This is a genomic window from Pseudomonas taiwanensis DSM 21245, assembly GCF_000425785.1.
Lineage (GTDB): Bacteria > Pseudomonadota > Gammaproteobacteria > Pseudomonadales > Pseudomonadaceae > Aquipseudomonas > Aquipseudomonas taiwanensis.
Genome location: NZ_AUEC01000025.1, coordinates 46242 through 70340 on the forward strand (window position 1 = coordinate 46242; position 24099 = coordinate 70340).

27 protein-coding genes are annotated in these 24099 nt (G+C 62.9%); 14 read left to right on the forward strand and 13 right to left on the reverse strand.

All coding sequences use genetic code 11. From position 1 onward, the window contains the following. Positions 1-13: 13 nt before the first annotated feature. The 6 genes from H620_RS0112220 to H620_RS0112245 form a co-directional block, all read right to left on the reverse strand. Entirely contained in the window at positions 14-553 is a 540-nt protein-coding gene (locus H620_RS0112220; protein WP_023381732.1) for a cupin domain-containing protein, read from the reverse strand. Positions 554-567: 14 nt separating this feature from the next. Further along, the gene (locus H620_RS0112225; protein ID WP_155950782.1) at positions 568-1332 is read right to left on the reverse strand and encodes an SDR family oxidoreductase; all 765 of its coding nucleotides are present in this window, start codon (positions 1330-1332) and stop codon (positions 568-570) included. Then, positions 1332-2108 carry an ABC transporter permease gene (locus H620_RS0112230; protein WP_023381730.1) on the reverse strand — a complete coding sequence of 259 codons (777 nt, stop codon included), beginning with the start codon at positions 2106-2108 and terminating at the stop codon, positions 1332-1334. The genes H620_RS0112225 and H620_RS0112230 overlap by 1 nt, the downstream gene beginning before the upstream one ends. A gap of 28 nt (positions 2109-2136) precedes the next feature. After that, positions 2137-3138 (reverse strand): ABC transporter substrate-binding protein, encoded by a 1002-nt coding sequence (locus H620_RS0112235; RefSeq protein ID WP_023381729.1) that lies wholly within the window; start codon positions 3136-3138, stop codon positions 2137-2139. Positions 3139-3169: 31 nt separating this feature from the next. Further along, positions 3170-4000, reverse strand: coding sequence for an ABC transporter ATP-binding protein (locus tag H620_RS0112240; RefSeq protein ID WP_049818781.1), 831 nt, complete (start codon positions 3998-4000; stop codon positions 3170-3172). Positions 4001-4335: 335 nt separating this feature from the next. After that, on the reverse strand, positions 4336-5214 hold the full coding sequence (locus H620_RS0112245; RefSeq protein WP_023381727.1) for a DMT family transporter: 879 nt from the start codon (positions 5212-5214) through the stop codon (positions 4336-4338). 214 nt (positions 5215-5428) lie between these two features. Here H620_RS0112245 and aceK point away from each other — a divergent pair, with 214 nt between their 5' ends. Beyond that, positions 5429-7144, forward strand: coding sequence for a bifunctional isocitrate dehydrogenase kinase/phosphatase (aceK, locus tag H620_RS0112250; RefSeq protein WP_023381726.1), 1716 nt, complete (start codon positions 5429-5431; stop codon positions 7142-7144). 13 nt (positions 7145-7157) lie between these two features. Here the strand turns inward: aceK and H620_RS0112255 are convergent, their stop codons facing one another. After that, positions 7158-8021: a DUF6279 family lipoprotein gene (locus H620_RS0112255; protein WP_027907434.1), complete on the reverse strand. Its 864-nt coding sequence runs from the start codon at positions 8019-8021 to the stop codon at positions 7158-7160. 134 nt (positions 8022-8155) lie between these two features. Between H620_RS0112255 and H620_RS0112260 the strand changes: the two genes are divergently transcribed. Further along, entirely contained in the window at positions 8156-8992 is an 837-nt protein-coding gene (locus H620_RS0112260; RefSeq protein WP_023381724.1) for a CvfB family protein, read from the forward strand. Here H620_RS0112260 and H620_RS0112265 read toward each other — a convergent pair whose 3' ends face one another. Together H620_RS0112265 and H620_RS0112270 are read right to left on the reverse strand one after the other, a co-directional pair. Continuing rightward, positions 8993-9373, reverse strand: a complete 381-nt coding sequence (locus tag H620_RS0112265; RefSeq protein ID WP_023381723.1) for a hypothetical protein — start codon at positions 9371-9373, stop codon at positions 8993-8995. A 122-nt stretch (positions 9374-9495) separates the two neighbouring features. Then, positions 9496-10968 (reverse strand): right-handed parallel beta-helix repeat-containing protein, encoded by a 1473-nt coding sequence (locus tag H620_RS0112270; RefSeq protein ID WP_027907435.1) that lies wholly within the window; start codon positions 10966-10968, stop codon positions 9496-9498. Positions 10969-11211: 243 nt separating this feature from the next. On the opposite strand from H620_RS0112270, the gene H620_RS0112275 reads away from it, so the two are divergent. From H620_RS0112275 to def, 3 genes are all read left to right on the forward strand, one after another. Beyond that, positions 11212-11391: a CsbD family protein gene (locus tag H620_RS0112275; RefSeq protein WP_023381721.1), complete on the forward strand. Its 180-nt coding sequence runs from the start codon at positions 11212-11214 to the stop codon at positions 11389-11391. Between the two features lie 174 nt (positions 11392-11565). Continuing rightward, positions 11566-12525 (forward strand): YihY/virulence factor BrkB family protein, encoded by a 960-nt coding sequence (locus H620_RS0112280; protein ID WP_023381720.1) that lies wholly within the window; start codon positions 11566-11568, stop codon positions 12523-12525. Beyond that, positions 12522-13058, forward strand: a complete 537-nt coding sequence (gene def, locus H620_RS0112285) for a peptide deformylase (protein WP_023381719.1) — start codon at positions 12522-12524, stop codon at positions 13056-13058. Before H620_RS0112280 ends, def begins: the two co-directional genes overlap by 4 nt. Here def and H620_RS0112290 read toward each other — a convergent pair. After that, the gene (locus tag H620_RS0112290; RefSeq protein WP_049818782.1) at positions 12992-13381 is read right to left on the reverse strand and encodes a GNAT family N-acetyltransferase; all 390 of its coding nucleotides are present in this window, start codon (positions 13379-13381) and stop codon (positions 12992-12994) included. The genes def and H620_RS0112290 overlap by 67 nt on opposite strands. Before the next feature lie 360 nt (positions 13382-13741). Between H620_RS0112290 and H620_RS0112295 the strand changes: the two genes are divergently transcribed. After that, a complete protein-coding gene (locus H620_RS0112295) occupies positions 13742-13999 on the forward strand; it encodes a DUF2790 domain-containing protein (protein ID WP_023381717.1) in 258 nt (85 codons plus the stop codon). A gap of 67 nt (positions 14000-14066) precedes the next feature. On the opposite strand, the gene H620_RS0112300 is transcribed toward H620_RS0112295, so the two are convergent. Then, positions 14067-15410, reverse strand: coding sequence for an aminotransferase-like domain-containing protein (locus H620_RS0112300; protein ID WP_027907437.1), 1344 nt, complete (start codon positions 15408-15410; stop codon positions 14067-14069). A 91-nt stretch (positions 15411-15501) separates the two neighbouring features. Here H620_RS0112300 and H620_RS0112305 point away from each other — a divergent pair, with 91 nt between their 5' ends. The 7 genes from H620_RS0112305 to H620_RS0112335 all read left to right on the forward strand — a co-directional run bounded on the left by H620_RS0112305 (position 15502) and on the right by H620_RS0112335 (position 20521). After that, complete coding sequence (locus H620_RS0112305) at positions 15502-16467, forward strand: threonine dehydratase (RefSeq protein WP_023381715.1); 966 nt, start codon at positions 15502-15504, stop codon at positions 16465-16467. Positions 16468-16595: 128 nt separating this feature from the next. Next, positions 16596-17240: a LysE family translocator gene (locus H620_RS0112310; protein WP_027907438.1), complete on the forward strand. Its 645-nt coding sequence runs from the start codon at positions 16596-16598 to the stop codon at positions 17238-17240. Positions 17241-17381: 141 nt separating this feature from the next. Continuing rightward, a complete protein-coding gene (locus H620_RS0112315) occupies positions 17382-17858 on the forward strand; it encodes a GyrI-like domain-containing protein (protein ID WP_049818779.1) in 477 nt (158 codons plus the stop codon). 103 nt (positions 17859-17961) lie between these two features. After that, a complete protein-coding gene (locus H620_RS0112320) occupies positions 17962-18387 on the forward strand; it encodes a YybH family protein (protein WP_023381712.1) in 426 nt (141 codons plus the stop codon). Between the two features lie 44 nt (positions 18388-18431). Then, positions 18432-18776, forward strand: coding sequence for a YciI family protein (locus H620_RS0112325; RefSeq protein WP_023381711.1), 345 nt, complete (start codon positions 18432-18434; stop codon positions 18774-18776). Between the two features lie 21 nt (positions 18777-18797). After that, the gene (locus tag H620_RS0112330; protein WP_023381710.1) at positions 18798-19283 is read left to right on the forward strand and encodes an SRPBCC family protein; all 486 of its coding nucleotides are present in this window, start codon (positions 18798-18800) and stop codon (positions 19281-19283) included. After that, the gene (locus H620_RS0112335) at positions 19283-20521 is read left to right on the forward strand and encodes an RNA polymerase sigma factor (protein WP_023381709.1); all 1239 of its coding nucleotides are present in this window, start codon (positions 19283-19285) and stop codon (positions 20519-20521) included. Before H620_RS0112330 ends, H620_RS0112335 begins: the two co-directional genes overlap by 1 nt. 104 nt (positions 20522-20625) lie before the next feature. Here H620_RS0112335 and H620_RS0112340 read toward each other — a convergent pair whose 3' ends face one another. Continuing rightward, positions 20626-21096 (reverse strand): MaoC family dehydratase, encoded by a 471-nt coding sequence (locus H620_RS0112340; protein ID WP_023381708.1) that lies wholly within the window; start codon positions 21094-21096, stop codon positions 20626-20628. Between the two features lie 33 nt (positions 21097-21129). Further along, the gene (locus H620_RS0112345) at positions 21130-22074 is read right to left on the reverse strand and encodes an alpha/beta hydrolase (RefSeq protein WP_027907440.1); all 945 of its coding nucleotides are present in this window, start codon (positions 22072-22074) and stop codon (positions 21130-21132) included. Between the two features lie 226 nt (positions 22075-22300). On the opposite strand from H620_RS0112345, the gene fadD2 reads away from it, so the two are divergent. Continuing rightward, positions 22301-23989, forward strand: coding sequence for a long-chain-fatty-acid--CoA ligase FadD2 (fadD2, locus tag H620_RS0112350; RefSeq protein ID WP_023381706.1), 1689 nt, complete (start codon positions 22301-22303; stop codon positions 23987-23989). Positions 23990-24099: the final 110 nt, after the last annotated feature.

Consider the following 24099-nt stretch of genomic DNA (forward strand, 5'->3'; position numbering starts at 1 on the left):
CGGTATCATCGGCTTACCCGCGCTTGATCGAGGCCAGCGGGTGCGCTGGCGGGTAGGTCGGGGTCACCGGCTTCTTGGCACCGAGCATCACGCACATCAACGCATCTTCGTCGCCGATGTTGATCTCTTCGCGGTACACCCCAGGCGGTACCGAAATCAGGTCACGGTCGGTCAGCACGGTTTCGAAGCGCTCGCCGTCTTTCTCGATGACCACCTTGAGCTTGCCGCGCAGCACGAAGAACACTTCTTCGACGTCGGTGTGCAAGTGGGGTGGGCCTTCGTGGCCGGCCGGGATGACCATGGTCGAGAAGGTGAAGTGCTCGGACGCGATGGTGTTCATGTCACTGCCCACGCCGGTGCCGCCGGTGCCCACGTAGCGCATCTGCGCGCGGCGGAACTTGGGGTCGTAGTCGGCCTGGAACTTCAGCGCGTCCCAGTCGTAGCGACGGGTCTCGTAGCGGGCGATGCGGGTCTGCATCCAGCTGGCGAGGTCGGCGCCGGCGGGACGGTCCCAGGATTTCGGGGCGTCGTTCTGCATGGAAAGGTCGGTCATGGAGGTCTCCTTGCTCAGGGCATGACGAACCCGCCGTTGACCGGCAGGGTTTGTCCAGTGATGAAGCGCGACAGGTCGGACAGGGCGAACAGCACCGCGCCACTGACGTCGTCGGGCAGTTGCGGGCGCTGGATGGCCCGTTGTTCGGTGTACAGGCGGTGGCGGGCCTCGGGCACGTAGGCAGTGGCCTCGACCAGCACCAAGCCTGGGGCGATGGCATTGACGGTGATGTTGGCGTTACCCAGTTCGCGGGCCAGGCTGCGGGTCATGGCGATCACCGCGCCCTTGCTGGCGACATACGCCAGCAGGTTGGGCGCGCCCCACAGCGGTGTGTCGGAGGCAAGGTTGATGATCGCGCCTCGGCCGCTCTCGCGCAGGGCGGGCAGGGCGGCACGGGTCATCAGCCAGGTGCCGCGCACGTTGACCTGCATGACTTGGTCCCAGGTCTCGATGTCCAGCTCCTCGCAGCACTTGCCGCCGGAGTTGGTGATCGAGGCGTTGTTGACCAGGCCGTCGAGGCCACCCAGGCGCTTGACCGTGCGTTCGATGCAGGCGTCGATCGACTCGGGGCTGGCCAGGTCCAGGCTCACGCCGCTGACGTCCAGGCCCATGCCGCTCAGTTCGCAGGCGGCCTGTTGCACGCGGCCGGCCAGCACATCGGCGATCACCACGCGGGCACCGGCCTGGGCGATGGCTTGGGCGAAGGCATAGCCCAGTCCACGGGCGCCACCGGTGACCAGCACACGACGGCCTTGGAGAAGGTTGGGGAAGGTGCTCATCATTGGCTGCTCAGCATGGCTTTGGGGAGGTAGTGAAGAACGCGCTTCTCGGCCCAGACCACAGCGCCGTAGGCGAGTACGCCGATCAGCGTGAGCATGACGATGGCCACGAACACCCCAGCGGTATTGCCCTGGCCTTCAGCGTCCACCAACAGGAAGCCCAGGCCCTGGTTGCCGCCGACCAGTTCACCGACGGTCACGCCGATCACCGCCAGGGTCGAGGCGATGCGCAGGCCCGAGAACAGCGCGGCCATGGCCGAGGGGAACTCCACCAGGCGGAAGATCTGCCAGCGGCTGGCATTCATGGTGCGCACCAGGTTGATCATGTCCGGGTCGACGGTACGAATGGCCGAGAGCACGTTGATCATCACCGGGAAGAACACGATCAGGATGGCGATCAGGATCTTCGGGTAGATGGTGTAGCCCAGCCACATCACGAACAGCGGCGCGAAAGCCACCTTCGGCGCGATCTGCAGGGCCAGGATGTAGGGCGACAGCATGGCCTCGGCCGATGGCGACAGGCCTAGGGATACACCGATCGCCACGCCAAGCAGGGCGCCGAGGGCGAAGCCGACGATGATCTCGAAGGCGGTGATCAGGGTGTGCTCGAACAGGTTGCCGGACTGCCACATCAGCAGGCTCTCCTGGGCCACGCGGCTCAGTTGCGGCATGACGAATTCGGGCATGCCGACCAACCCAGGGCCCCATTGCCACAGCACCAGGAACAGGACCAGCAGGCCAACGCTGCCGGCTACGGATGGATTGAGGTTTCTCATCGGGCGTTACCTTGTGATTGCTGGGCCGTCACTGGGCCGCGGTCGTGGTTTCGATGAACTGGTTGCTGTACAGGTCGTCGAGCTTGGGTTCGCGGGGGACGATGCCTTCGCTGACATAGAACTTGCGCACTGCCTCCAGGCGCGCCGGGTCCACGCGTCCGGGCACCGGCTGGCCGGCATAGACGTACTCCACGTACAGACGCAGGGTCTTCTCCAGCGAGGCTTCCTTGCCGGCGTAGGCCGGTACCGCACGGGCGAAGCTGGCGGCGGCGGCCTTGGGGTCGTCGATGATGTCCTTGAGGCCACGCAGGGTGGCCTGGACCACGCCACGGACGATCTGCGGGTGATGCGCGATGGCGTCGTCGGAGGCGAGAATCGCCTGGGCCATGCTCTCGAATACTTGTTCGCGAGGGATCAGCGCATATTTCAGGCCCGCGTCCTCGGCGTTGACCACCCAGTCCGGCACGCCGGCCATGGCCTGGGCCTTGTTGGCCGAGAACAGTTGCCACACGCCCGAAGGGCCGGCGGCCTGGATGTCGACATCGTCCTTGCTCAGCCCAGCCTTGCGCAGCGACGCGAGCAGGGCGTAATAGGTGGTGTCGGAGTAGGACATCACGGTCAGGGTCTTGCCCTTGAGCTGGCTGACCGAGCGGATGTTCTCACCCGCATTGGTGGCGATCATGGTCACGCCGCCGCCACCGAGCACCGCCACCGCGCGCACCGGAATGCCGTTGGGGCGCACGATGATCGGGGTATCGCCGATGGCTCCACCGACCAGTGCATTGCCGGCACCAATCTGCTTGGCGACGTCGACCCCGCCCTTGGCGGCGATGAAGGTCAGGTCCAGGTCCTGGGCCTGGTAGTAGCCTTTTTCCTTGGCGATGATCCATGGCGCGAACGCAGGCAGGCTGGGCGGCGCCGGCAGCAGGTAGGTGACCTTGGTCGGTTCGGCCTGGGCCTGTGCGGCCAGGTTCAGGGCGAGCGCGGCCAAAGCTGCGTGCGCCACGCGCTTGAAGGTAGTGGTGAACATGCTAACTCCCAAGAGGTGAGTGAGGCGTCGGTCAGTGCAGGTCGTGGTCTTCGCCGACCTTCAGCAGTTCCATCAGGCGGCCTGCCAGAGGGCCGATCTCCGGAAGCTTGCGCCGCTCCAGCGGGTTGTCGCGGTGCGGCAGGTCGATCTCGATTTCTTCGATGATGGTGCCGGGGCGGGCGCTCATCACCAGCAGGCGATCGGACAGGGCGATGGCCTCGACCAGATCATGGGTGATGAACAGCGCGGTCTTCTTCTCTTCGAACAGCATTCGCGCCAGGTCCTGCTGGAGAATCATCTTGGTCTGGGCGTCGAGGGCCGAAAACGGCTCGTCCAGGAACAGCACCTGCGGGTCGATGGCCAGCGTGCGGGCCAGCGCGGCACGCTGGCGCATGCCCCCCGAGAGCTGGAACGGGTAGTGATCGGCGAAGCCTTGCAGGTGGCAGCGTTTGAGCAGGTTCTCGGCGATCACCTTGCGCTGTGAAGCCGCCATGCCCTGGATTTCCAGACCCAATTCGACGTTGCGGCGAATACTGCGCCAAGGCATCAGCAGGTCCTTCTGCAACATGAAGGCGACCTTGCTCACCGGCCCGTCGACCCGTTCGCCGCTGACCAGCACTTCACCTTCGGTTGGTCTGTACAGGCCCGAACCCATGTTGAGGATGGTGCTCTTGCCGCAGCCGGAAGGGCCGATGATCGAAACCACTTCACCGCGGCGAATCTGGAAGTTCACGCCGCGAATGGCGAACGGCGCTTCGGTCTGGCCTTTGGTGGGAAACGCCTTGCCGACATTGCGAAATTCGATTTCAGTCGGTGCCGGGTCGGGGCGTGGTGCATTCCACTGCGAGGCGATTGCGTACATCTCTTTCACAGCCATGGGATTAGTCTCTGGTCTGTTTTATAGGTGATACGCCGTTTAGTGCATGAACAATGCCAGGTGTGTCATTTCTCTTAAATAATAAGAAATCCCTTATTTATTATTAAGTTACAGATATGCAGTGTTTTCCAGCATGTTTTATATATGAAACAGAGTTTTCTATATGGCACGAAAATGCCCAGCAACCGCGCACGAAAGGTGTCGAATGCGAGGGAGTTGGGCATTTTGGGTAACGGGCGTGTGCGAGGTTTCGCGGGTGAAACAGCCCCTTTGTCGCAGGTGAGCGCCCGCTTGCCGGCGATTGGGCCGCGCCGCAGCGCTCAGGATCGCCGCGCAGGCCTGAGCACCAGCCACAAAGCCACACCGATCAGCAGCCCGCCGTACAGGTGCCCCATGGACAACGACTCGTCCAGCAGCCAGGCGCCCCACAGTACACCGAACACTGGAATCAGGAAGGTCACGGTACTGGCCTTGACCGGTCCGATTTCGGCCAGCAGGCGGAAGTAAAGAATGTAGGCGAATGCCGTGCACACCAGCCCCAACCCCAACAGCGACCACCAGACCTGCCAGCCGCCCCAACTGGCTGGCGGCTGAGTCAGTGCGCTCCAGGCGAACAGCGGCGTCATCATCAGGGTGGCGCCGAGCATGCTGCCCAAGGCCGAGAGGCGGCTGTCCAACCCACTGATCCAGCGCCGAGCGAGAAAGCCGGCAAAGCCATAGCAGGTGGTGGCGGCGAGACACGCCAGGGCGCCCTGCAGCAAGGCCAGATCCAAGGCAACGGGGCCGGCGCCGCTGAGAATGCCTACGCCGAGCAGACCGAGGAAAATGCCGCACAGCTTGGGCAAGGTCATCGGCTCACGGAAGCACAGCGCGCCGATCAGCACGCCCATCAGCGGCGTGGTGGCGTTGAAAATGGCCGAATAGCCGGCGGGCAGCACCTGGGCAGCGACCGAATAGAAGGTGGCCGGGATCCCTGAATTGATCATCCCCAGCACGAGGCAGGCCCCCAGTTTGCCCTGGAAGTTCCAGCGTACTCGGGCCACGGCGAGGATGGCGATCAACCCCAGGCAGGCGATCGAAACCCGGAAGAACGCGGTGGGCACGGTCCCCAACTCCGGCGCGATGATGCGCATGAACAGAAAGCTCGCCCCCCAGACGGCGGCAAGGGTCAGCAGGCGGGCTAGGGCGATGGGGCTCACAACGATCTCCGGATACAAGGCAGGGCGCGAGTGTACGTCACGGGGCGGGGCGTTTCTTGTGCTTTCTTGCGGTGTAAATCCGCTATCGCAGGGGCCGCAGTGGATCGGCGCGATTCAGGGACCGCCGACTCGCCGGCCATGCGCCAAGGCGGGCATCGCAAATTGCAAGGGGCGACTAAGCTGTCTATCTCACCCCGCACCTAGGTGTCCGCGCATGACCCAGCACTGGCCGGCCCACGAGATCGCCCGCATGATCCTCGATGGCTTCGACGACTACCGCGAGCATTTTCGCCGCATCACCCTCGGGGCCCGCGAACGTTTCGAGCAGGCCCGCTGGCAGGATATCCAACTGGCCGCGGCCGCGCGGATCAACCTGTACGAGCAGAAAGTCGGCGAGGTCAACGGTTGGCTGCGCGACGGTTTCGATGAAGAGGTGCTGCTGGAGGTAGGCCAGTGGCCCTTGGTCAAGAGCGCCTACATCAGCCTGATCGACCCGCGCCTTGACGATGAGCTGTCGGAAACCTGGTACAACTCGCTGTTCTGCAGCCTGTTCAGTCATGACCAGATCAGTGATGGCTGCATGTTCATCCACACCACCCGGCCCTCGTTGCGCAACCGCGAGCGCGCGGCACAAACCCACACCTACACGGCGCACGGCGGCCTCAAGGGCCTGCTGCGTTCGATCCTGGCCGATTACCCGTTCGATGTGCCCTACGCAGACCTGGAGGGTGACCTGGCACGACTGGAGGAGCAGCTGCGCGAAAGCCTGCCGGACTGGGTATGCAAGGACCCGGCCCTGGCGGTGGAGCTGTTCTGGCCGGTGTTGTACCGCAATAAAGGCGCCTACCTGGTGGGCCGCCTGCATACACTGGACGAACAATGGCCGCTGGTGATTCCCTTGCTGCACCGCGAAGGCCACGGCATCGAAGCGGATGCCGTGATCACCGACGAGGCCGAGGTGTCGATCATCTTTTCCTTCACCCGTTCGTACTTTATGGTCGATGTGCCGGTGCCAGCGGAGTTCGTCAACTTTCTCAAGCGCATTCTTCCCGGCAAGCACATCGCCGAGCTGTACACCTCCATTGGGTTCTACAAGCACGGCAAGTCGGAGTTCTACCGGGCGCTGATCAACCACCTGGCCGGCAGCGAAGACCGCTTCATCATGGCCCCGGGCGTTCGCGGCATGGTCATGAGCGTGTTCACCCTGCCGGGGTTCAATACGGTGTTCAAGATCATCAAGGACCGCTTCTCGCCGTCCAAGACCGTCGACCGCGCCACGGTCATCGACAAGTACCGTCTGGTGAAGAGTGTCGACCGCGTGGGGCGCATGGCCGACACCCAGGAGTTCGCCGATTTTCGCTTTCCCAAGGCCAAGTTCGAACCCGATTGCCTGGCGGAGCTGCTGGAGGTGGCTCCGTCCACGGTCGCCCTGGAGGGCGACACCGTGCTGATTCGTCACTGCTGGACCGAACGCCGCATGACGCCGCTCAACCTGTACCTGGAGCATGCCAGCGACGCCCAGGTGCTCGAGGCGCTGGAGGACTACGGCCTGGCCATCAAGCAGCTGGCGGCGGCGAACATTTTCCCCGGCGACATGCTGCTGAAGAACTTCGGGGTAACTCGCCATGGCCGCGTGGTGTTCTATGACTATGACGAAATCAGCTTTCTCACCGAGGTGAACTTCCGCCACATTCCGCCGCCGCGTTACCCGGAAGACGAGATGTCGGGCGAGCCGTGGTACTCGATCGGGCCGCACGATGTGTTTCCCGAGGAGTTTCCGCCGTTCCTGTTTGCCGATATCGGTCAGCGACGGCTGTTCAGCCGCTTGCATGGGGAATTGTACGACGCCGATTACTGGAAGGGATTGCAGGCGAAGATCCGCGATGGGAAGGTGATCGATGTGTTTCCGTATCGGCGCAAGGTACGGTGAATGATGTGCGCTGTCAGGGGCTGCGCAGGCACTTGAGCTCGCTGAAGTCGGTCCGCACTTCAGCCAGGCGTTGCTGCAGGAACGTGCGCTGGGCAGGCGTGCTCAGGTGCATCAGGTCGACCAGCAGGCTGCGCGCCTGCCGTTCGGTGTTCTGATAGGCGATGCGGTAATTTTCCGTCCACAGGCTCTCCTTGCGTTGCAGCAACTGCGCCAGGCGGGGTTCGAAGCTGGCGTCGTTGCGCTGGTTCATCGCCAGCATCAGTTGCTGCTGCCAGTGGGCGCGGTTGGTGATCCATTCGCGGTTCTGGTCGCCCAACGACTGGGACCAGGCCTGGATACGCTGGCGTTGCGCGGTGTTGAGGTCGCCGAACCAGGGCCTCAGACGCTTTTCCATGCGTTCGGTGCGCCGCGTGATCTGTTGCTCCAGCGGCGTATCCACGTACTTTTTCTGGCGTTCGCTGATGTCCTCGCGCAACGCCTCGCGCATCTCTTCCACCTGGGCATCGCTCATCCCCCGCAACAGTTCGGCCGCCGAAGGGGTAATGGCCTCGGTGACGCGGCCGATGGCCTGGCGGGCTTCCTGGGTGCGTTGCTGCAGCGCTTGGTCGGTCACCTGGTCTTCGGCGACCATCGTGCGCACCCGGTCGAGCCAGTCAAGGTAGCCGGGCAGCTGGGTCTTGCAGTGCCAGGCCAGGTGCTGCTTGAGGCGCTCATCGAGCAAGGCCTTCTGGTCGCTGTTCATGTCCAGGTAGTCGGCCAGTGACCAGGGTACCAGTCGGTCCAGGTTGCGGTAGGCCAGGTCGATACGGTTGCACGCCACCAGCGCCAGGAGCGAGCCGATGGCAATGAGCAAGACTTTGAGCAGGCGAACGTGCATGGGCGAGTCCTTGCAGGGGTTGGCCAGTCGATGGATATGAACAGGCCACGGCGACTGCGACGAATGAATCAGCGGTCGGGCAGCGCGGTGGCTTCAGGTGTAGAATAGCCGCCTTGTCTTGAGGAACATCGGAAATGGCTCTGCTTGGGCGTTACAACAGTTTGCAAATCGTGAAACACGTGGACTTCGGCCTGTACCTGGACGGCGGTGCCGACGGCGAAATCCTGCTGCCCAGGCGTTACATTCCCAAGGACACGCCGACCGAGGTCGATGACTGGCTCAATGTGTTCATCTACCTGGACAGTGAAGACCAGCTGATCGCCACCACCGAGCAGCCCAAGGTTCAGGTGGGTGGCTTCGCCAGCCTCAAGGTCAAGGACATCAACAATGCTGGCATCTTCTTCGACTGGGGCCTGTCCAAGGACCTGCTCATGCCTTATTCGGAAGAGTCGCGGCCATTGAAAATAGGCGACTACTGCGTGGTGCATGCTTACCTGGACAAACGCACCCGCCGTATCACCGCTACCGCCCGGCTGGATCGCTACCTGGACCGCACTCCGGCGGACTATTCGGTCGGTCAGCCGGTCGAGCTGCTGGTGGCCGGGCAGACGCCCATGGGCTACAAGGCCATCATCAATAACCGCCACTGGGGCCTGATTCACAAGAACGAGGTATTCAAGTTCCTGCGTTCGGGCATGCATGTGGAAGGCTTCATCAAGGAGGTGCGCCACGACGGCAAGATCGCCTTGAGCCTGCAACCGGTCGGCAAGGCGCTGGGCGATGACTTGCAAGAGCAGATCATGGCGCGTCTGGAGGCAGAGGGCGGGGTACTGGCCGTGTGCGACAAGAGCGCACCGGAGGTGATCAGCCAGCTGTTCAACGTCAGCAAGGGCAACTTCAAAAAGGCCATCGGCGCGTTGTTCAAGCAAGGCCGGATCGTCATCCATGACGATCGCATCGAACGGGCCTGATCAGGCCTGGACGAATGCCTTGAAATCCAGCTGCTCGCCGCCCGGGCGGGTGTCGCGCAGTAGCGAGTCGCGGTCGGCGCTCAGGGCCAGGCTGATGGTCGAGCGGCGCTTACCGGGGTTGCGCACTTCCATCTGCTCCTGATGGGCACGCAGGAAGTTGGTCGGCACCTTCAGGTGCTGCAAGTCGTCGTTTTCCGGGGTGTGCAGCAGCAGGTTGACCCAGTCGGGCTGGCCCTTGCGCAGCAAGGCTACCGGTACTTCGAACCACCACAGGTTACGTTTGCGATCGAGGATGGCGAACAGGGTATTGGTGCTGTTGAGCACCGGCTTGTCCAGCGCCTGGTTACGTCGGGCGATGGCGGCGGGTTTGTCGAGTTTCATGCAGGTTCCTGCGGGTTGACGCGTGATAAGGCCTGCATTGTGAGGGGTGGCCGGTAGCGGGGCAAGGTTTGATGGCCCTATCGCTTTCAGCAGTCGGCCTGCTGGCGACAGGGCCAATGGGTTCAGCGACTCAGTGGCCGGCTCAACTCCGACGTCGCACCCTCGGCGGTGGTTACCGTCGCGGTGAAGCTGAGGAGCTCCGCGGCGTTCTCCAGCGTCTGGGCAAATGTCGCCTTGCCGTCCTTGTCACTGCTCACCAGTACCTGGCCAAGATACTGCTGCGCCTCGGTTCCGTTGGCCTCGGCATTCCCGAACACCTCGACCCGCAACAGGCTGGATGCCGGCCCGCTAACTTCGCCTTGCAACTGTTCGCCTTGCAGGGCAGTCAGGCGGGGGGCTGGCTGGTTGTGGTTGGGCAACGGCTGGCATGGCTTGGGTTGGCCATTGCCATCGCAAATGATGGCCTGGTCTTTCTTCGCCAGGTCTGCACCTATCCCTCGTGAACCTACGTACAGCGCATGGGCCTGGGCCGGTACGCCAAAGACGATTGCACCGGTGCGCTGGTCAGGCACGCACGAGCCGCCGGCCTCGCAGCGGCGAATGTCCTGGCTGTTGCCCCAGATCCGATTGGCGGTCAGGCGGGTGGCGGTGACGTTCGGCTCCGGACGCAGCGCCACACCAATGCGGTTGCCGTGAATCAGGTTGCCATCGAGGATGTTGCCGTCGCCCGTGACGCTGACACCGTTGGAGTTGCCTGTGAAGGTGTTGGCACCGAGGTAGTTGCGGTTGCCCCAGTTGATCTGCAGCCCGTCGGAGTAGTTCTCGAAGCGGTTGCGTACCACGCTGTTGTCGTTGCCCAGCAGAATCTCGATGCCCTGGGACGGCTCCGGGTTGGCGGGTGTGGAGCGGAACAGGTTGTCGGCCACCAGGTTGAAGGCCGCGCCCCGGGTGAGCTCCAGACCGTCGCCGTTGTCGACCAACTGGTTGCGCAGCACCTTGTTGTTGACCGTAGTGGTCGCTGTCGGATTGCCGGCACCGTCGTCGCCGGTGAGCATGATCCCGGCCCCGCCTTTGTTGGCCACGATGCGGTTGTCTTCGATGACGTTGCCACTGGCGCGATTGACCAGGATGCCGATGCAGAAGTTACGCACTTCAAGACCGCTCAGGTGCACGCCTTGGGTGTCTCGCAGCACCAGGCCGGGGTGGGTGGTGGTACGCACATTGGTGCCGTATTGGCCGGGCAGGGCGCCGGGGCAGGTGTGAACGCCCTGGTCCTTGATATAGCCGGAGCCGTCGATGGCGATGTATTGGCCGTCTTGGGCCCACGACAGTCCAGTGATGCGCACCGGGCCCTTGATTTCCGGCAGCGGGCGAGTCGGACGGATGACATAGGGTGGTTTACCCACCGGGGCAATGTCGATCCGGTAGCGGCCAGGGTTCTGGTTGCTGGTCTCGATCGCCCAGCGCAGGCTGCCGGGCTGGCCATCGTCGTTGTAGCGGTCGACGCGAAGGGTTTCGCTGCTGGCCGGTGCGGCGGCAAGAGCGGGCAGGGGGAGCAGCGGCAGCAAGGCGGCCAGGAGGGGCATCAAACGCATGGGGCGGACCTTCCGAAAACGATTGTTCTTATCGAAGGCAGCCTGCTTGGGGTTGCCATTCGCCGGTGATTCTAAGGGGGCAGGGGCGGCGCTGCGCAGAGCCTGGTGGCCAATTCGGTGCGGTATTCGCCCCGAATCACCGCCCGGCACGCCGTGTGTGAATCCGGTGAAACTCTTGCAGAAGACGACCGGTCAACCCACTGTCGACACGATTCACGTGTCTCCACTTGCAGGAGATTTGCCATGAGCGGCACTAAAGACAAAGTCAAAGGTATGGCCAACGAAGCCATGGGCAACGTCAAGCAAGGCGTCGGCAAGGCGACCGACAACGAGAAGCTGCGCGCTGAAGGCAAGGCCCAGGAGCTCAAGGGCGAGGCGCAGCAGGTGAAGGGGGACGTCAAGGACGCGATCAAGAAGCCCTGAATGAGCCCTGAATGATCGTGCCTTGGCTGGCCTCATCGCCGGCAAGCTGCACCTGCAGGGCCCTGCATGGGGCCCTGCAGGCGATTATTTCTGAAAGTCGGCAGGGAGCGGTACATCAGTTGCGTGGTCTATTAGACTTTCCCCTGTACTGATCAAGCGGCGAAAGGAGACGCTATGATTTTCCCCGACCTGCGCGGCCTGCCCCTGCACCGCGTGCTGGTGCGTACCGTCAGCGAATTTCTCGATGACGAGATGTCTACCTATGCCTCGGCGCTGGCCTACCAGATGCTGTTTTCGCTGTTCCCTTTCCTGCTGTTCTTGATCGCCTTGATCGGTTTTCTGCACCTGCCGGACTTTTTCTCCTGGCTCCGCCTGCAATCGGAACTGGTGTTGCCGCCGCAGGCGCTGGAACAGGTCAACCCGGTGATCGACCAACTGCAGCAGTCCAAGGGCGGCTTGCTTTCAGTGGGTATCGTGATCGCGCTGTGGACTGCCTCGGCTGGCGTGCGCCTGATGATGAGTGCAATGAACGCCGCCTACGACGTGCCCGAGGGACGCCCGGTCTGGAAGCGCATTCCGCTGTCGATCATCTACACGGTGGGCATCGCTGGGATGCTGCTGGCAGCGGCGGCGTTGATGGTATTGGGGCCGCAGGTCATGGAGTGGATTGCCGCCCAGATCGGCATGCAAGAGGTGATCGTCACGGTGTGGACCATCCTGCGCTGGCCGGCGATCATCATCCTGATGATGGTGGCGGTGGCGCTGATCTATTACGTGATGCCGGACGTGAAGCAGAAGTTTCGCTTCATCACGCCAGGTTCGGTGCTGGCGGTGGTGGTGTGGATCATCGCTTCCCTGGGCTTTGGTTACTACGTAAAGACCTTCGCCGACTACAACGCGATGTACGGCAGTATCGGTGCAATCATCGTGCTGTTGCTGTATTTCTATATCTCCGCAGCCGTGCTGTTGCTGGGGGCGGAAATGAACGCCGTGATCGAGCACATGTCGACAGAGGGCAAGAACCCTGGCGAAAAGGATTTCGGCGGTGACAAGTCCAGGGAGACCCTGACAGTGCTGGGCCATGAACACCCGATATCGAGCGAGCCTCGACCTTCCGAGCCGACACCCCGATGATCCGCGACATTCTCAAGATGGGCGATGAGCGCCTGCTACGCATCGCCCCACCGGTGCCTGACGAACTGATCGGCAGTGCCGAACTGCAGCAACTGATCGACGACATGTTCGAGACCATGGCCCATGTAGGCGGCGTGGGTCTGGCCGCGCCACAGATAGGCATCGACCTGCAACTGGTCATCTTCGGATTCGAGCGCAGCGAGCGTTATCCGGATGCCGAGCCAGTTCCGCAGACCATCCTGCTCAACCCGGTGATCACGCCCATGTCGACCGAGATCGAGGACGGCTGGGAAGGCTGTCTGTCGGTGCCCGGCCTGCGCGGGGTGGTGCCGCGCTACAAGCATATTCGTTACGAAGGCATCGACCCTCAGGGCAATCCGATCAACCGCTTTGCGGACGGTTTTCATGCCCGCGTGGTGCAGCATGAGTGCGATCACCTGATCGGGCGGTTGTACCCCTCGCGCATTCAGGACTTTGCCAAGTTCGGGTTCACCGAGGTGCTGTTCCCTGGGCTGGATGCCAGCGACGACTGACCGCGCACCATGGCCACCAGGCGTTTACTGCGTTGGTAGCGCGCCAGCCGAGCGGCGAGGGCTTCTGGCAACTGGGCGGCGGTTTCGAAGGCCAGGTGTTGATAGAAGGGCGCCAGGTCGGGGTGGCAGAATAGCCAGATCGGGCCGCGTCCGCCTGCCAGTGCGGCATCGATCAATTGCCCCGCCACGCCCTGTTTGCGCTGCTGCGGGGCGACGAAAAGCCCTGTGAGCCAATGGCCATTCTCGACGGGCGCCAAGCTCAGCCCTGCGATGATTTCGGTACGCCGGGCTACCCACAGTTCCCCATCGCTGGCAGCCCGCATGCGTGAGCCGTGCTGGCGGTAGAAGTGGTCGAGCAGGCGGCGCTCGAGGGCGGTCAGTTGGGTGCAGTGCAGCAGGGGCATGCGCATTCCAAAGTCGAGTCGAAAAACGGCCGGGATGGCTCTACGCCAGCCTCTTGAGGCGATTTTGTCGCAGATTGTTGCAAATCCTGCAAGGGTGAATGTCTGACTTCGGGGTTCAACTATTCAAAGGCGGGAGTAGACTTTCAGACATCCCCCAGCAGTATGACGAAGCGGGATCGGTACTTCGTGTCATCTTCGTTGGAGATGACAACTTCTCCGCGCCATTGACGGCATATTGAAGTCAATCGATCAGCTTGATTGCTTTAAAGGCCAACTCACATGAAACCATTACTGATTCTTGCATTGGTCGGTATGTCCTCGTTCGCCCTTGCCGATGAGGCCAAACCTGTCTCCACCGAGCCTGTCGCCCAGCAGTACGACTATTCCATGAACCTGGACATCAAACGGGTGATCAGTCTGTCGACCCTTCCGAATGTCTGCGAAGTGGTGCCGGCGACCATGACCTATGAAGACCATCAGGGCCAGGTGCATACCATTCAGTACCGCGCCATGGGCGAGGGCTGCCAGCAAGGCTGATTGCCCCGACCCTTCGCGGCCAAGCCTGCTCCCGCGGACCGAACTGGGTCTGCGGGAGCGCAAGCCCTCAGCCTGCCAACACGCGACACACCCGTTCCAACCCCTCCTTCAGTTCAGCACGGCTACCCGCCGCCGACAGGCTGATACGCACCGCCTGCTCCTGGCCCGCGCCCACGGCGAATACGCTCGCCGGCACGATCTCCACGTGCTGTGCGCGACACTGCGCTACCACCCTGTCAGCCCCTCGTGAAGCGGCCACCCAGGCATGGGGGGCAGGTTCGCTGGCGTTGCACAAGGCACTGCCCAGCACCTTGCGCGCCAGGCGCCAGCGCTCGCAGACTTCCGTGCGCTGCCAGGCCAGGCGTCGGGCTGCCGTACCGTCTTCGATCCACTGGCAGGCAACCTGCAGGTTCAGGGGCGAAATCGACCAGTGACTGGCCTTGGCGTGGGGGTCGACCTGCTCCAGCAGGCGAGGGTCGGCTACGATCCAGCCCAGCCTCAGTCCCGCGGCCACCGTCTTGGACAGGCTGCTGATCAGGACGCCGTGCTCGCCCAACAGCGGGTAGAGCGGTGGGCGGTCGCTGAGGGCGCCATAGACATCATCCTCGATCACCAGCAGTCCCAGGCGTTTGACCACCTCGGCAATTGCCTGGCGGCGCGCGTCGTCCATGCAGGCGCCGGTGGGGTTGTGCAGGGTCGGTGTGGTCACCAGTACCCGTGCGCCGCTGGCACGGGCAACCCGGTCCAGTTCATCTGGCCGTAGGCCCTGCGTGTCCAGCGCCACACCGTGCACCGGCAAGCGCAACTGGCGGCACGCCGCCTTGATGCCCGGCGCGGTCAAAGCCTCGAGCATGACCGGCTCGCCGGCCTGGCAGAGCGACTGCAGCAGCAAGGTGAGCCCGTGCTGGGCGCCTGCGCACAGGAGCAACTCGTCAGCCGCCAGTGTCAGGCCGCGATTGGCCAGCCAGCGGGCGCCTTGGAGCCTGCCCAGCAGCAACTGCTGCGGCCCGAGGTAATGGTCGAGCAATTGGCTCTGGCGCTGTGCCAGCAAGGCTTGCAGGCTGAGGTGCAGGTCCTGGTTGGTCGGGTCGGCCACCGGCACATTGGTCGACAGGTCGATCAGCGTGCCGTGCGGGTCATGCTGCTTGAGGCGAAACAACGTCGCTTCCTGGCTACCGGCCAGCACGTAAGTGCCACGGCCGACCTCGCCCGCCACCAGGTGGCGAGCGGCGGCTTCACGGTAGGCCTGCTGCGTGGTGCTGGGATTCAAGCCCAGTTTCCAGGCCAGACGACGCTGGGGAGGCAGGCGATCGCCGACCTTGAGCGTTCCACATTCGATGGCGCTGGCGATGGCGTCGACCAGCGCCAGGTAACGGGGGCGGCCATCCTCGACGAGTTCAGGAACCCACATGAAATTGCTGCCCATGCAATATAAGGATTTACCCATACAATGCCCGGCGCATAGGATCGGATCAACCTCTTGACCCTAAAGGATGACCGTCATGTTCGACCTAGCCGCCCTGCGTGAAGCCGCTGAATTCGTCCACCAGCATATCCCCGCCACCGCGCAGCATGCCTGGCCTTTGCTGGCTGCCCGGCTGGGGTGCGAGGTATGGGTCAAGCATGAGAACCATGCGCCTACCGGGGCATTCAAGGTGCGCGGCGGGCTGGTGTACGTGCGCTCGTTGCTGGCCTGCGGCAACCCACCCCAAGGCCTGGTCACTGCGACCCGTGGCAACCATGGCCAGAGCATGGCGATGGCGGCGCGACGGGCAGGCTTGCCGTTGGTGATCGTGGTACCGGAGGGGAATTCCAGGGAGAAGAACGCTGCCATGCGAGCACTTGGCGCCGAGCTGGTCGAGCACGGCGCGGACTTCGACGTGGCCCGCGAAGAGGCCAGCCGAATAGCCGCGGCGCGTGGCTATACCATGGTGCCCGCGTTCCACCCGGAGCTGGTGCGCGGGGTGGCGACCTACGCCCTGGAGCTGTTCGAAGCGGTGGCTGAGCTGGACTGCGTGTATGTGCCGATCGGCATGGGCTCGGGCATTTGCGGGCTGATCCAGGCGCGCAACCTGCTTGGCTTGAAGACCGAGATCGTAGGTGTGGTTTCCAGTGCGGCCGATGCCTATGCACAAAGCTTCGAGCAAGGACGCATCGTTACCACCGCCACTGCCAATACTTTCGCCGATGGCATGGCCTGCCGGGTTCCCAATGCCGATGCCCTCGCCCTGGTGCGCGAGCATGCGGCACGTATCGTGCGCGTGGACGACAGTGAAATCGCCCAGGCGATGCGCCTGTACCACGAAGCGACCCACAATACCTCCGAAGGTGCTGGAGCCGCGCCGCTGGCAGCGTTGATGCAGGAGCGGGGCAGGCAGGCTGGCAAGCGTGTGGCGGTAGTGCTCAGTGGGGCGAATGTGGACCGCGATCTGTATGCGCGGGCTCTGGCTGGCATCGAGCAACTCTGAGCCCATGGCAGGTCCAGGGTATTCAAGGGCAAGCCAATCTGGCTTGAGCAAGCGCCATGGCTTCCCATACAGTGCGCCAGTGTGCGCGCCGTGAACGCGCCTGTCTTCAACCTGTAGTCGAGTTTCCGATGCCTTTCTCCAACGGTTTTCTTCTGAGCCTGTCCCTGTGCCTGGATATCGGGGTGGCCAACATCGCCATGATCACACTCGCCATGCAGCGTGGTTTTCTCCAGGGCTTCTGGCTGGGCCTTGGCACTTGCGTGGGCGACTTGATCTATGCCGTGGCGGCGTTGGCCGGGATGACCGTTCTGTTGCAGTTCGAAGCCGTGCGCTGGGCCTTGTGGCTAGGGGGCTCGGCCTTGCTGGTGTGGTTCGCGCTGAAGATGTTGCTGGCAGCCTGGCGTGGCGGGCACATGGAGGCGCGAGGGCAAGTGGTGGTGGAATCGGGCTGGCGGGAGTTCCTGCGGGGGATCTTCCTGGCCATGTCGTCGCCCAGCGCCATCCTGTGGTTCGCGGCAGTGGGCGGGGTGCTGATTTCCCGTTCCGGGGGCGGTACTGCGCTGGAGGCGGGGTTGTTCCTTGGTGGCTTCCTCGCTGCAGGCCTGGTCTGGTGCCTGACCCTCTGTGGTATCGCCAGTCATGGCGGACGCCTGCTGGGCGACCGCTTGTTGACCTGGTCCTACCTGCTGTCAGCGGCGATCTTTTGTTATTTCGCGGTGTATGTGGTCGTTTCCGGCTACCGCGAATTCATCCTGGCAAGCCCCCCCTTGTAAACCGTCGAGCCTGGGTGCGAACGGACAGCCGGTGGCAGGGCAGGGGCATGGGTCAAGTGCCAGGTGACGGATCTGCGCTACGCTATCGAACCAGCACGGGCCAGGCATGCTTGCCTGGGCTCGATCAATGAGGTGATGGACATGAGCACACTACCGATTCCCCCCGTACGCTACGAGGATGGCCGGGCGCTGACGCTTGTGGGTTTGTGCGAGCGTTTCAACCTGAGCAATCTTGCTGGGCTGCCCTTGCTGTGGCAGCGTTTCGTCGAACACGGTGGCGATACGCCGTGGCTGCTCGGCAAAGACAGTTACGGCGTGTGCTATCACCCCGACGAACGTGGCGGTTTCGACTACCTGGCGGCGGTCGAACTGAGTACCGACAGGACCCTTGCGCCAGGATTCACGACGCTGGCACTGGCACCGCAGCATTACGCTGTGTTCGAACATCATGGCAGCCTGCAAGCGCTGAAGGGGACCTTCCAGGGCCTGTTTGCCTGGTTGGCCCAGTCCGGCCTGCAGCAGGCCGATGCGGCGCTGTTCGAGCGCTACCCGGCAGGTTTCGACCCGACGGACCCAAACGCTGCGATGGAAATCTGGGTGCCGTTGCAACGCAAATAAATTCATCGCCCTGTCGATTTCCCCCGCTACCGTTCGACCAAGAGGTGAAGGCGCAGGAGATACCTGCGCCAAAATGCTCATGACCGAGCGCAGGAGTTCGCCGATGAACAGCGCAGCTGAAACCGAAATCCGTCAACTCATCGACACCTGGATGCAGGCCGTTCGCGACCGCGACCTGGATGGCATTGCCGCGCCCTATGCCGAGGATATCGTCGCCTTCGATGCCATCAAGGAACTGCAGTTCAAGGGCAAGGCTGCCTACCGGGCGCACTGGGAAATGTGCATGGGCTTTTGCACCGGGCCGATGATCTTCGAGTGTGCCGAACTCACCGTACACGCAGACGGTGACCTGGGCGTGGCCCACTGGCTCAACCGTTGCGGGCCATCGGACGATGAAAACCAATGTGGCTTCATGCGTGCCACGGTCGCCTATCGTCGGCGCGCCGGGCAATGGCAGGTTATTCACGAGCACTGGTCGGCGCCGTTCGACATGGAAACGCAAAAAGCACTGTTCGATCTCAAGCCCTGAGTCGATATCGCCAAACGCACTGCGCCCATCCCCTGGAGGCGACCATGAAATACCTGTGCCTGGTCTATTGTGACGAAGGGCTGTTGCACAGCCTGCCCGACAGCCCCGAAGACGCCGAATGCATGGCTTACGCACAGTCATTGCAGCACTCCGGGCGCATGCTGGCGGCCGAGGCACTCAAGCCTGTGCAGACCGCCACCACGGTACGCATGCGAGGCGGCCGCATGAGCCTGACCGATGGGCCGTTCGCCGAAACCAAGGAGCAACTGGCGGGTTTTTACCTGGTGGATGCCCGGGACTTGAACGAAGCCTTGAATATCGCCAAGGGTATCCCGGCGGCGCGGGTCGGCAGCGTGGAAGTGCGACCGGTGCGTGATCTGCAACCCTGACCTGAGCGGAGTACAACAATAATGACGCTGGCACCCCTTGCAGAAGCGAAACACGAACTTTCCATCAGCCGCCTGATCGATGCCCCGCCGGCCAAAGTGTTTCGTGCCTGGACCGAACCTCAATGGTTGATGCAGTGGTGGGGGCCGCACGGCATGACCACCCCGCAGTGCGAGATGCAGCTATGGGTGGGCGGCTTGTTCCGGACCCTGATGCGCGCACCCGATGGCAGCGAGTTCCCGACCCAGGGGGTGTTCCTCGAAATCGCAGCACCCCGACGCCTGGTGTTCACCGATGCCTTCGGACCGGGTTGGGTACCGTCGGACAAGGCATTCATGACAGCGGTGGTGACCTTCGACGAGGAACAGGGCAAGACCCGCTACACCGCACGCGCCTGGCACTGGAGTGCAGCCGATAGCCTGGCCCATGAAGAGATGGGCTTTCATCAGGGCTGGGGAGAAAGCCTGGACCGGCTGGTGGAGGTTGTGACTCAGCGGATGCCGGACTGATGGTCGAGCTTGCGCAGGTCCGTGCCGAAGTCGAAGCGGTGTACCGGCGCGATTCACGGCGCATCCTGGCCACCCTGATCCGCTTGCTCGGTGACTTCGACTTGGCCGAGGAGGCCATGCACGAGGCCTTCTTCATCGCCGTCGACCGTTGGCGGCAGGCGGGCATTCCCGACAACCCGCGGGCATGGCTGGTGTCGACCGGTCGTTTCAAGGCCATCGATGCCCTGCGCCGGCGTGCCCGTTTCGACCGCTCCCAGGCAGACCTCATCATGCTCATCGAAGGCCAGGTTCAGGACCCCAGTGAGGACGCGTTGCTCGCCGACGACCGCTTGCGGCTGATCTTCACCTGTTGCCACCCGGCGTTGGCTGCCGACGCTCAGGTACCCTTGACCCTACGTGAAGTCTGCGACCTGACCACCGAGCAGATTGCCCGGGCCTTTCTGCTAAGCCCAGCGACGATTGCCCAGCGCATCGTGCGCGCCAAGGCGAAGATCCGCGATGCTGGCATCCCTTACCAGGTCCCGGCGTTGAACGAACTGCCCGAGCGTCTGGAAAGCGTGCTGCGAGTGATCTACCTGGTGTTCAACGAAGGCTATTCGGCGTCATCCGGTGCATGGCTGCTGCAACAGGAACTGACCGATGAGGCGATCCGCTTGGGGCGGCTGCTGGTCGATCTGTTACCCGACCCTGAGGTGATCGGCCTGTTGGCCTTGATGCTGTTGCAGGCATCAAGGCAGCAGGCGCGCAGCGATGCCCAAGGCAACCTGGTGTTGCTGGAACAACAGGACCGCCGCTTGTGGAACCACCAGCAGATCGCCGAAGGCTGTGCCCTGGTGCGTCAAGCGCTGCGCAGCCGGGCTTTTGGCGCTTATACCTTGCAGGCTGCGATTGCCGCGGTGCATGCCGAAGCTACCTCGGCAGAGCAGACCGACTGGGCCGAGATTGTCGGGCTTTACGATGAACTGCTGCGGCGATGGCCGTCGGCTGTGGTTGGGCTCAATCGCGCGGTGGCGCTGGCCAAGCGCGATGGGCCGCAGGCCGGACTGCGGGCGCTTGAATCGGTGCTGGCCGACGGGGCGTTGCAGGACTATCACCTGGCGCATGCGGCGCGGGCTGAACTGCATCAGCAGTTGGGGCACGTGGAGCAGGCTCGCGCGGCCTGGAAGCAAGCACTGTCGCTAACGCGGCAGGAGCCAGAGCGGCGGCATATAGAAAGTCGCCTGCGCTCGCTTGGGTGATGGCGTTGCTGGACTTATCGCCGGCAAGCCGGCGCCTACAGGTCGAAACGATGAGGGTGTAGGCGCGGGCTTAACGGCGATGAGGCTATCGCAGACTTACCCGATCAGCAGGCCACGAAGTTCGGCGGCGACACCAGATCGACGGTCTGCTGCTTGCGCGGCGCCAGGATCTCGGCCTCACCCTCGACCACCAGTTCATCGTTCTGGTTGTACACGTTGGTGGCGATGCGCACCTTGAACTTAGGCAGCTTTTCGAGGATTTCCAGGCGCACGGTCAGGGTATCGCCAATTTTCACCGGCTTCTGGAAGCTCATTTTCTGGCCCAGGTAAATGGTGCCAGGGCCAGGCAGGGTGCAGGCCACCGCGGCGCTGATCAGGGCGCCGCTGAACATGCCGTGGGCAATGCGCTCGCGGAACATGCTCTTGGCGGCGAACTCGGCATCCAGGTGGACCGGGTTGTGGTCACCTGACATCGCGGCGAACAGCTGGATGTCGCGTTCTTCCACGGACTTTTCGTAGCTGGCCTTCTGGCCGACTTCAAGGGCTTCGTAAGGCGTGTTGGTGACCTGGGTCATCGGGGCTTCCTTAATGGACGGACGAGGCGGCTTTCATTCACTGCGGGCAGGGCGGTCCAGGACCAGCGCTTGTTCCAGCCAGCCGAGCAGATCGGCGGTAACCTCGTCACGATTGGTTTCATTGAGTACTTCGTGCCGCGCCTGAGCATACACGCGCAGTTGCACATGTCGATTGCCGGTCGCGCGCAGCGCGTCAGCCAGATGGGTGAGACGCTTGCCAGCACTCACCGGATCACATTCGCCGCCCATGACCAGTATCGGCAGGTTCGGGTCGATCTGCGCCAGGTGCTTGGCCTGGCTGATCTGTGCCAGTCCCTGCAGCAGATCGAGCCACAATTGGTTGGTGCAACGGAAGCCGCACAGCGGGTCATTCACATACAGGTCGACTTCCGAAGGGTCGCGGCTGAGCCAGTCGAAGGCGGTGCGATTGGGCTTGAACGCTTTGTTGAACGAGCCGAACGACAGCCAGTCGATCAGCGCGCTCTTGCCCAATGGGCCTTGGCGCCAGGCTTCCAGGCGGGCGATCAGGCGCGCCGCGCGATACAGCGCCGCTGGCTGGAAATTGGAGCCGCTCAGGATCGCCCCCTGAAGGCTGGCGCTGTGGTGCAACAGGTAAGCCTGGGCGATGTAGCTGCCCATGCTGTGTCCCAGCATGAACAGGGGGGTACCGGGGTATTGCTGGCCGATGTGCTGGGTAAGCACGCCCAGGTCGTTGAGTACGGCATTCCAGCCATGTTGCTTGGCGAACAGGCCAAAGTTACCCCCTTCGGCAGTACGGCCGTGGCCCCGCAAATCCGGTGCGAACAAGGCAAAACCTGCGTTGCACAGCGCTTGGCCCAGGCGCTGGTAGCGGCCGGCGTGCTCGGCCATGCCATGCACCAGCAGCACGGCGGCCTTGACCGGCGTGGCCGGCAACCATTGGTGCACATACAGGCTGCAATGCTCGCTGGCGGGGAGCCAGAAGGCGTCGTAAGGCATGGCGGGTCCTTTGCGCGGGGGTCAGAGCACAGTTTATGCACAACCGGCCAGATTGCAGGAAGGGCACAAATAAGATTCACAATGTTAATGGCGACACTTGGCGTGTATGCCACCTTGAACTTACCTGTTAACGTCAGATCAATGCCGTTTCGCCTCCGGGCGGAAGGGGCAAGGGACTAAAGGACAACGCGCCACATCGCGGGTCAAGGCAGAGGAACAATAATAAATGCAAGCCGAATTCTGGAATGACAAACGCCCGGCGGGCGTGCCATCCACCATCGACCTCAATGCTTACAAGTCTGTCGTCGAAGTCTTCGAGCGCTCATGCAAGCGCTTTGCCGACCGTCCGGCGTTCAGCAACCTGGGAGTGACCCTGACTTACGCAGAGCTGGAGCGGCACTCGGCAGCCTTCGCCGCCTGGCTCGAGCACCACACCGACCTGAAGCCGGGCGATCGCATCGCCGTGCAGATGCCCAACGTCTTGCAGTACCCCATCGCCGTGTTCGGCGCGCTGCGGGCCGGCCTGATCGTGGTGAACACCAACCCGCTCTACACCGAACGCGAGATGCGCCATCAGTTCAAGGACTCCGGCGCCCGTGCGCTGGTGTACCTGAACATGTTCGGCAAGCGTGTGCAGGAAGTGTTGCCCGATACCGCCATCGAGTACCTGATCGAAGCCAGGATGGGCGACCTGCTGCCTGCAGCCAAGGGCTGGTTGATCAACACCGTGGTCGACAAGGTCAAGAAGATGGTGCCGGCCTATCGGTTACCTCAGGCCGTGCCGTTCCGCCAGGTACTGCGCCAGGGGCGCGACCTGACCCACAAGCCGGTGGAGCAGGGGCTGGACGATATCGCCGTGCTGCAGTACACCGGTGGCACGACCGGGCTGGCCAAGGGCGCGATGCTGACCCACGGTAACCTGGTGGCCAACATGCTTCAGGTGCTGGCCTGCTTCTCCCAGCATGGCCCGGATGGCCAGCGCTTGATCAAGGACGGGCAGGAAGTGATGATCGCGCCGCTGCCGCTGTACCACATCTATGCCTTTACCGCGAATTGCATGTGCATGATGGTCACCGGCAACCATAATGTACTCATCACCAATCCGCGTGATATCCCTGGCTTCATCAAGGAGTTGGGCAAGTGGCGTTTCTCGGCGCTGCTGGGGCTGAACACGCTGTTCGTGGCATTGATGGACCACCCAGGGTTCAAGAACCTCGACTTCTCCGCACTGAAGGTCACCAACTCTGGCGGTACGGCCCTGGTCAAGGCCACCGCCGAGCGCTGGGAGAGTCTCACCGGCTGCCGCATCGTCGAGGGCTATGGCCTGACCGAGACTTCGCCGGTTGCCAGTACCAATCCTTATGGCCAGATGGCGCGCCTTGGCACCGTGGGAATTCCGGTGGCCGGCACGGCATTCAAGGTCATCGACGATGACGGCAACGAGTTGGCGCTGGGCGAGCGGGGCGAGCTATGCATCAAGGGGCCGCAGGTGATGAAGGGTTATTGGCAGCAACCTGAAGCCACCGCCCAGGCCCTGGATGCGGAGGGCTGGTTCAAGACCGGTGACATTGCGGTGATCGACCCGGATGGCTTCACCCGCATCGTTGACCGCAAGAAGGACATGATCATCGTCTCGGGTTTCAATGTTTACCCCAACGAGATCGAAGACGTGATCATGGGGCACCCGCAGGTAGCCAACTGTGCCGCTATCGGCGTGCCGGACGAGCGCTCGGGGGAGGCGGTGAAACTGTTCGTAGTCCCTCGGGAAAAGGGGTTGAGCGTCGACGAACTCAAGGCCTACTGCAAGGCCAACTTCACGGGCTACAAAGTGCCCAAGCACATCGTACTGCGAGATTCACTACCGATGACCCCTGTGGGTAAGATTCTGCGGCGGGAGCTGCGTGACATCGCCTGATTCCAGGGTGGCCTCTTCGCGGCAGAACCCGCTCCCCTGGGTAATGGTGGGGCGGGTTTACCCGCGTATGCCGTGGAGCCGCTCTAGAATGCACCTTCATGCGCACTTTG

Bases quoted from the DNA above. Each gene is read 5' to 3' on its own strand.
- H620_RS0112220 (WP_023381732.1), bottom strand. From the start codon at position 553: ATGACCGACCTTTCCATGCAGAACGACGCCCCGAAATCCTGGGACCGT.
- H620_RS0112225 (WP_155950782.1), bottom strand. From the start codon at position 1,332: ATGAGCACCTTCCCCAACCTTCTCCAAGGCCGTCGTGTGCTGGTCACC.
- H620_RS0112230 (WP_023381730.1), bottom strand. From the start codon at position 2,108: ATGAGAAACCTCAATCCATCCGTAGCCGGCAGCGTTGGCCTGCTGGTC.
- H620_RS0112235 (WP_023381729.1), bottom strand. From the start codon at position 3,138: ATGTTCACCACTACCTTCAAGCGCGTGGCGCACGCAGCTTTGGCCGCG.
- H620_RS0112240 (WP_049818781.1), bottom strand. From the start codon at position 4,000: ATGTACGCAATCGCCTCGCAGTGGAATGCACCACGCCCCGACCCGGCA.
- aceK (WP_023381726.1), top strand. From the start codon at position 5,429: ATGACCCAGCACTGGCCGGCCCACGAGATCGCCCGCATGATCCTCGAT.
- H620_RS0112255 (WP_027907434.1), bottom strand. From the start codon at position 8,021: ATGCACGTTCGCCTGCTCAAAGTCTTGCTCATTGCCATCGGCTCGCTC.
- H620_RS0112260 (WP_023381724.1), top strand. From the start codon at position 8,156: ATGGCTCTGCTTGGGCGTTACAACAGTTTGCAAATCGTGAAACACGTG.
- H620_RS0112265 (WP_023381723.1), bottom strand. From the start codon at position 9,373: ATGAAACTCGACAAACCCGCCGCCATCGCCCGACGTAACCAGGCGCTG.
- H620_RS0112270 (WP_027907435.1), bottom strand. From the start codon at position 10,968: ATGCGTTTGATGCCCCTCCTGGCCGCCTTGCTGCCGCTGCTCCCCCTG.
- H620_RS0112275 (WP_023381721.1), top strand. From the start codon at position 11,212: ATGAGCGGCACTAAAGACAAAGTCAAAGGTATGGCCAACGAAGCCATG.
- H620_RS0112280 (WP_023381720.1), top strand. From the start codon at position 11,566: ATGATTTTCCCCGACCTGCGCGGCCTGCCCCTGCACCGCGTGCTGGTG.
- def (WP_023381719.1), top strand. From the start codon at position 12,522: ATGATCCGCGACATTCTCAAGATGGGCGATGAGCGCCTGCTACGCATC.
- H620_RS0112290 (WP_049818782.1), bottom strand. From the start codon at position 13,381: ATGCGGGCTGCCAGCGATGGGGAACTGTGGGTAGCCCGGCGTACCGAA.
- H620_RS0112295 (WP_023381717.1), top strand. From the start codon at position 13,742: ATGAAACCATTACTGATTCTTGCATTGGTCGGTATGTCCTCGTTCGCC.
- H620_RS0112300 (WP_027907437.1), bottom strand. From the start codon at position 15,410: ATGTGGGTTCCTGAACTCGTCGAGGATGGCCGCCCCCGTTACCTGGCG.
- H620_RS0112305 (WP_023381715.1), top strand. From the start codon at position 15,502: ATGTTCGACCTAGCCGCCCTGCGTGAAGCCGCTGAATTCGTCCACCAG.
- H620_RS0112310 (WP_027907438.1), top strand. From the start codon at position 16,596: ATGCCTTTCTCCAACGGTTTTCTTCTGAGCCTGTCCCTGTGCCTGGAT.
- H620_RS0112315 (WP_049818779.1), top strand. From the start codon at position 17,382: ATGAGCACACTACCGATTCCCCCCGTACGCTACGAGGATGGCCGGGCG.
- H620_RS0112320 (WP_023381712.1), top strand. From the start codon at position 17,962: ATGAACAGCGCAGCTGAAACCGAAATCCGTCAACTCATCGACACCTGG.
- H620_RS0112325 (WP_023381711.1), top strand. From the start codon at position 18,432: ATGAAATACCTGTGCCTGGTCTATTGTGACGAAGGGCTGTTGCACAGC.
- H620_RS0112330 (WP_023381710.1), top strand. From the start codon at position 18,798: ATGACGCTGGCACCCCTTGCAGAAGCGAAACACGAACTTTCCATCAGC.
- H620_RS0112335 (WP_023381709.1), top strand. From the start codon at position 19,283: ATGGTCGAGCTTGCGCAGGTCCGTGCCGAAGTCGAAGCGGTGTACCGG.
- H620_RS0112340 (WP_023381708.1), bottom strand. From the start codon at position 21,096: ATGACCCAGGTCACCAACACGCCTTACGAAGCCCTTGAAGTCGGCCAG.
- H620_RS0112345 (WP_027907440.1), bottom strand. From the start codon at position 22,074: ATGCCTTACGACGCCTTCTGGCTCCCCGCCAGCGAGCATTGCAGCCTG.
- fadD2 (WP_023381706.1), top strand. From the start codon at position 22,301: ATGCAAGCCGAATTCTGGAATGACAAACGCCCGGCGGGCGTGCCATCC.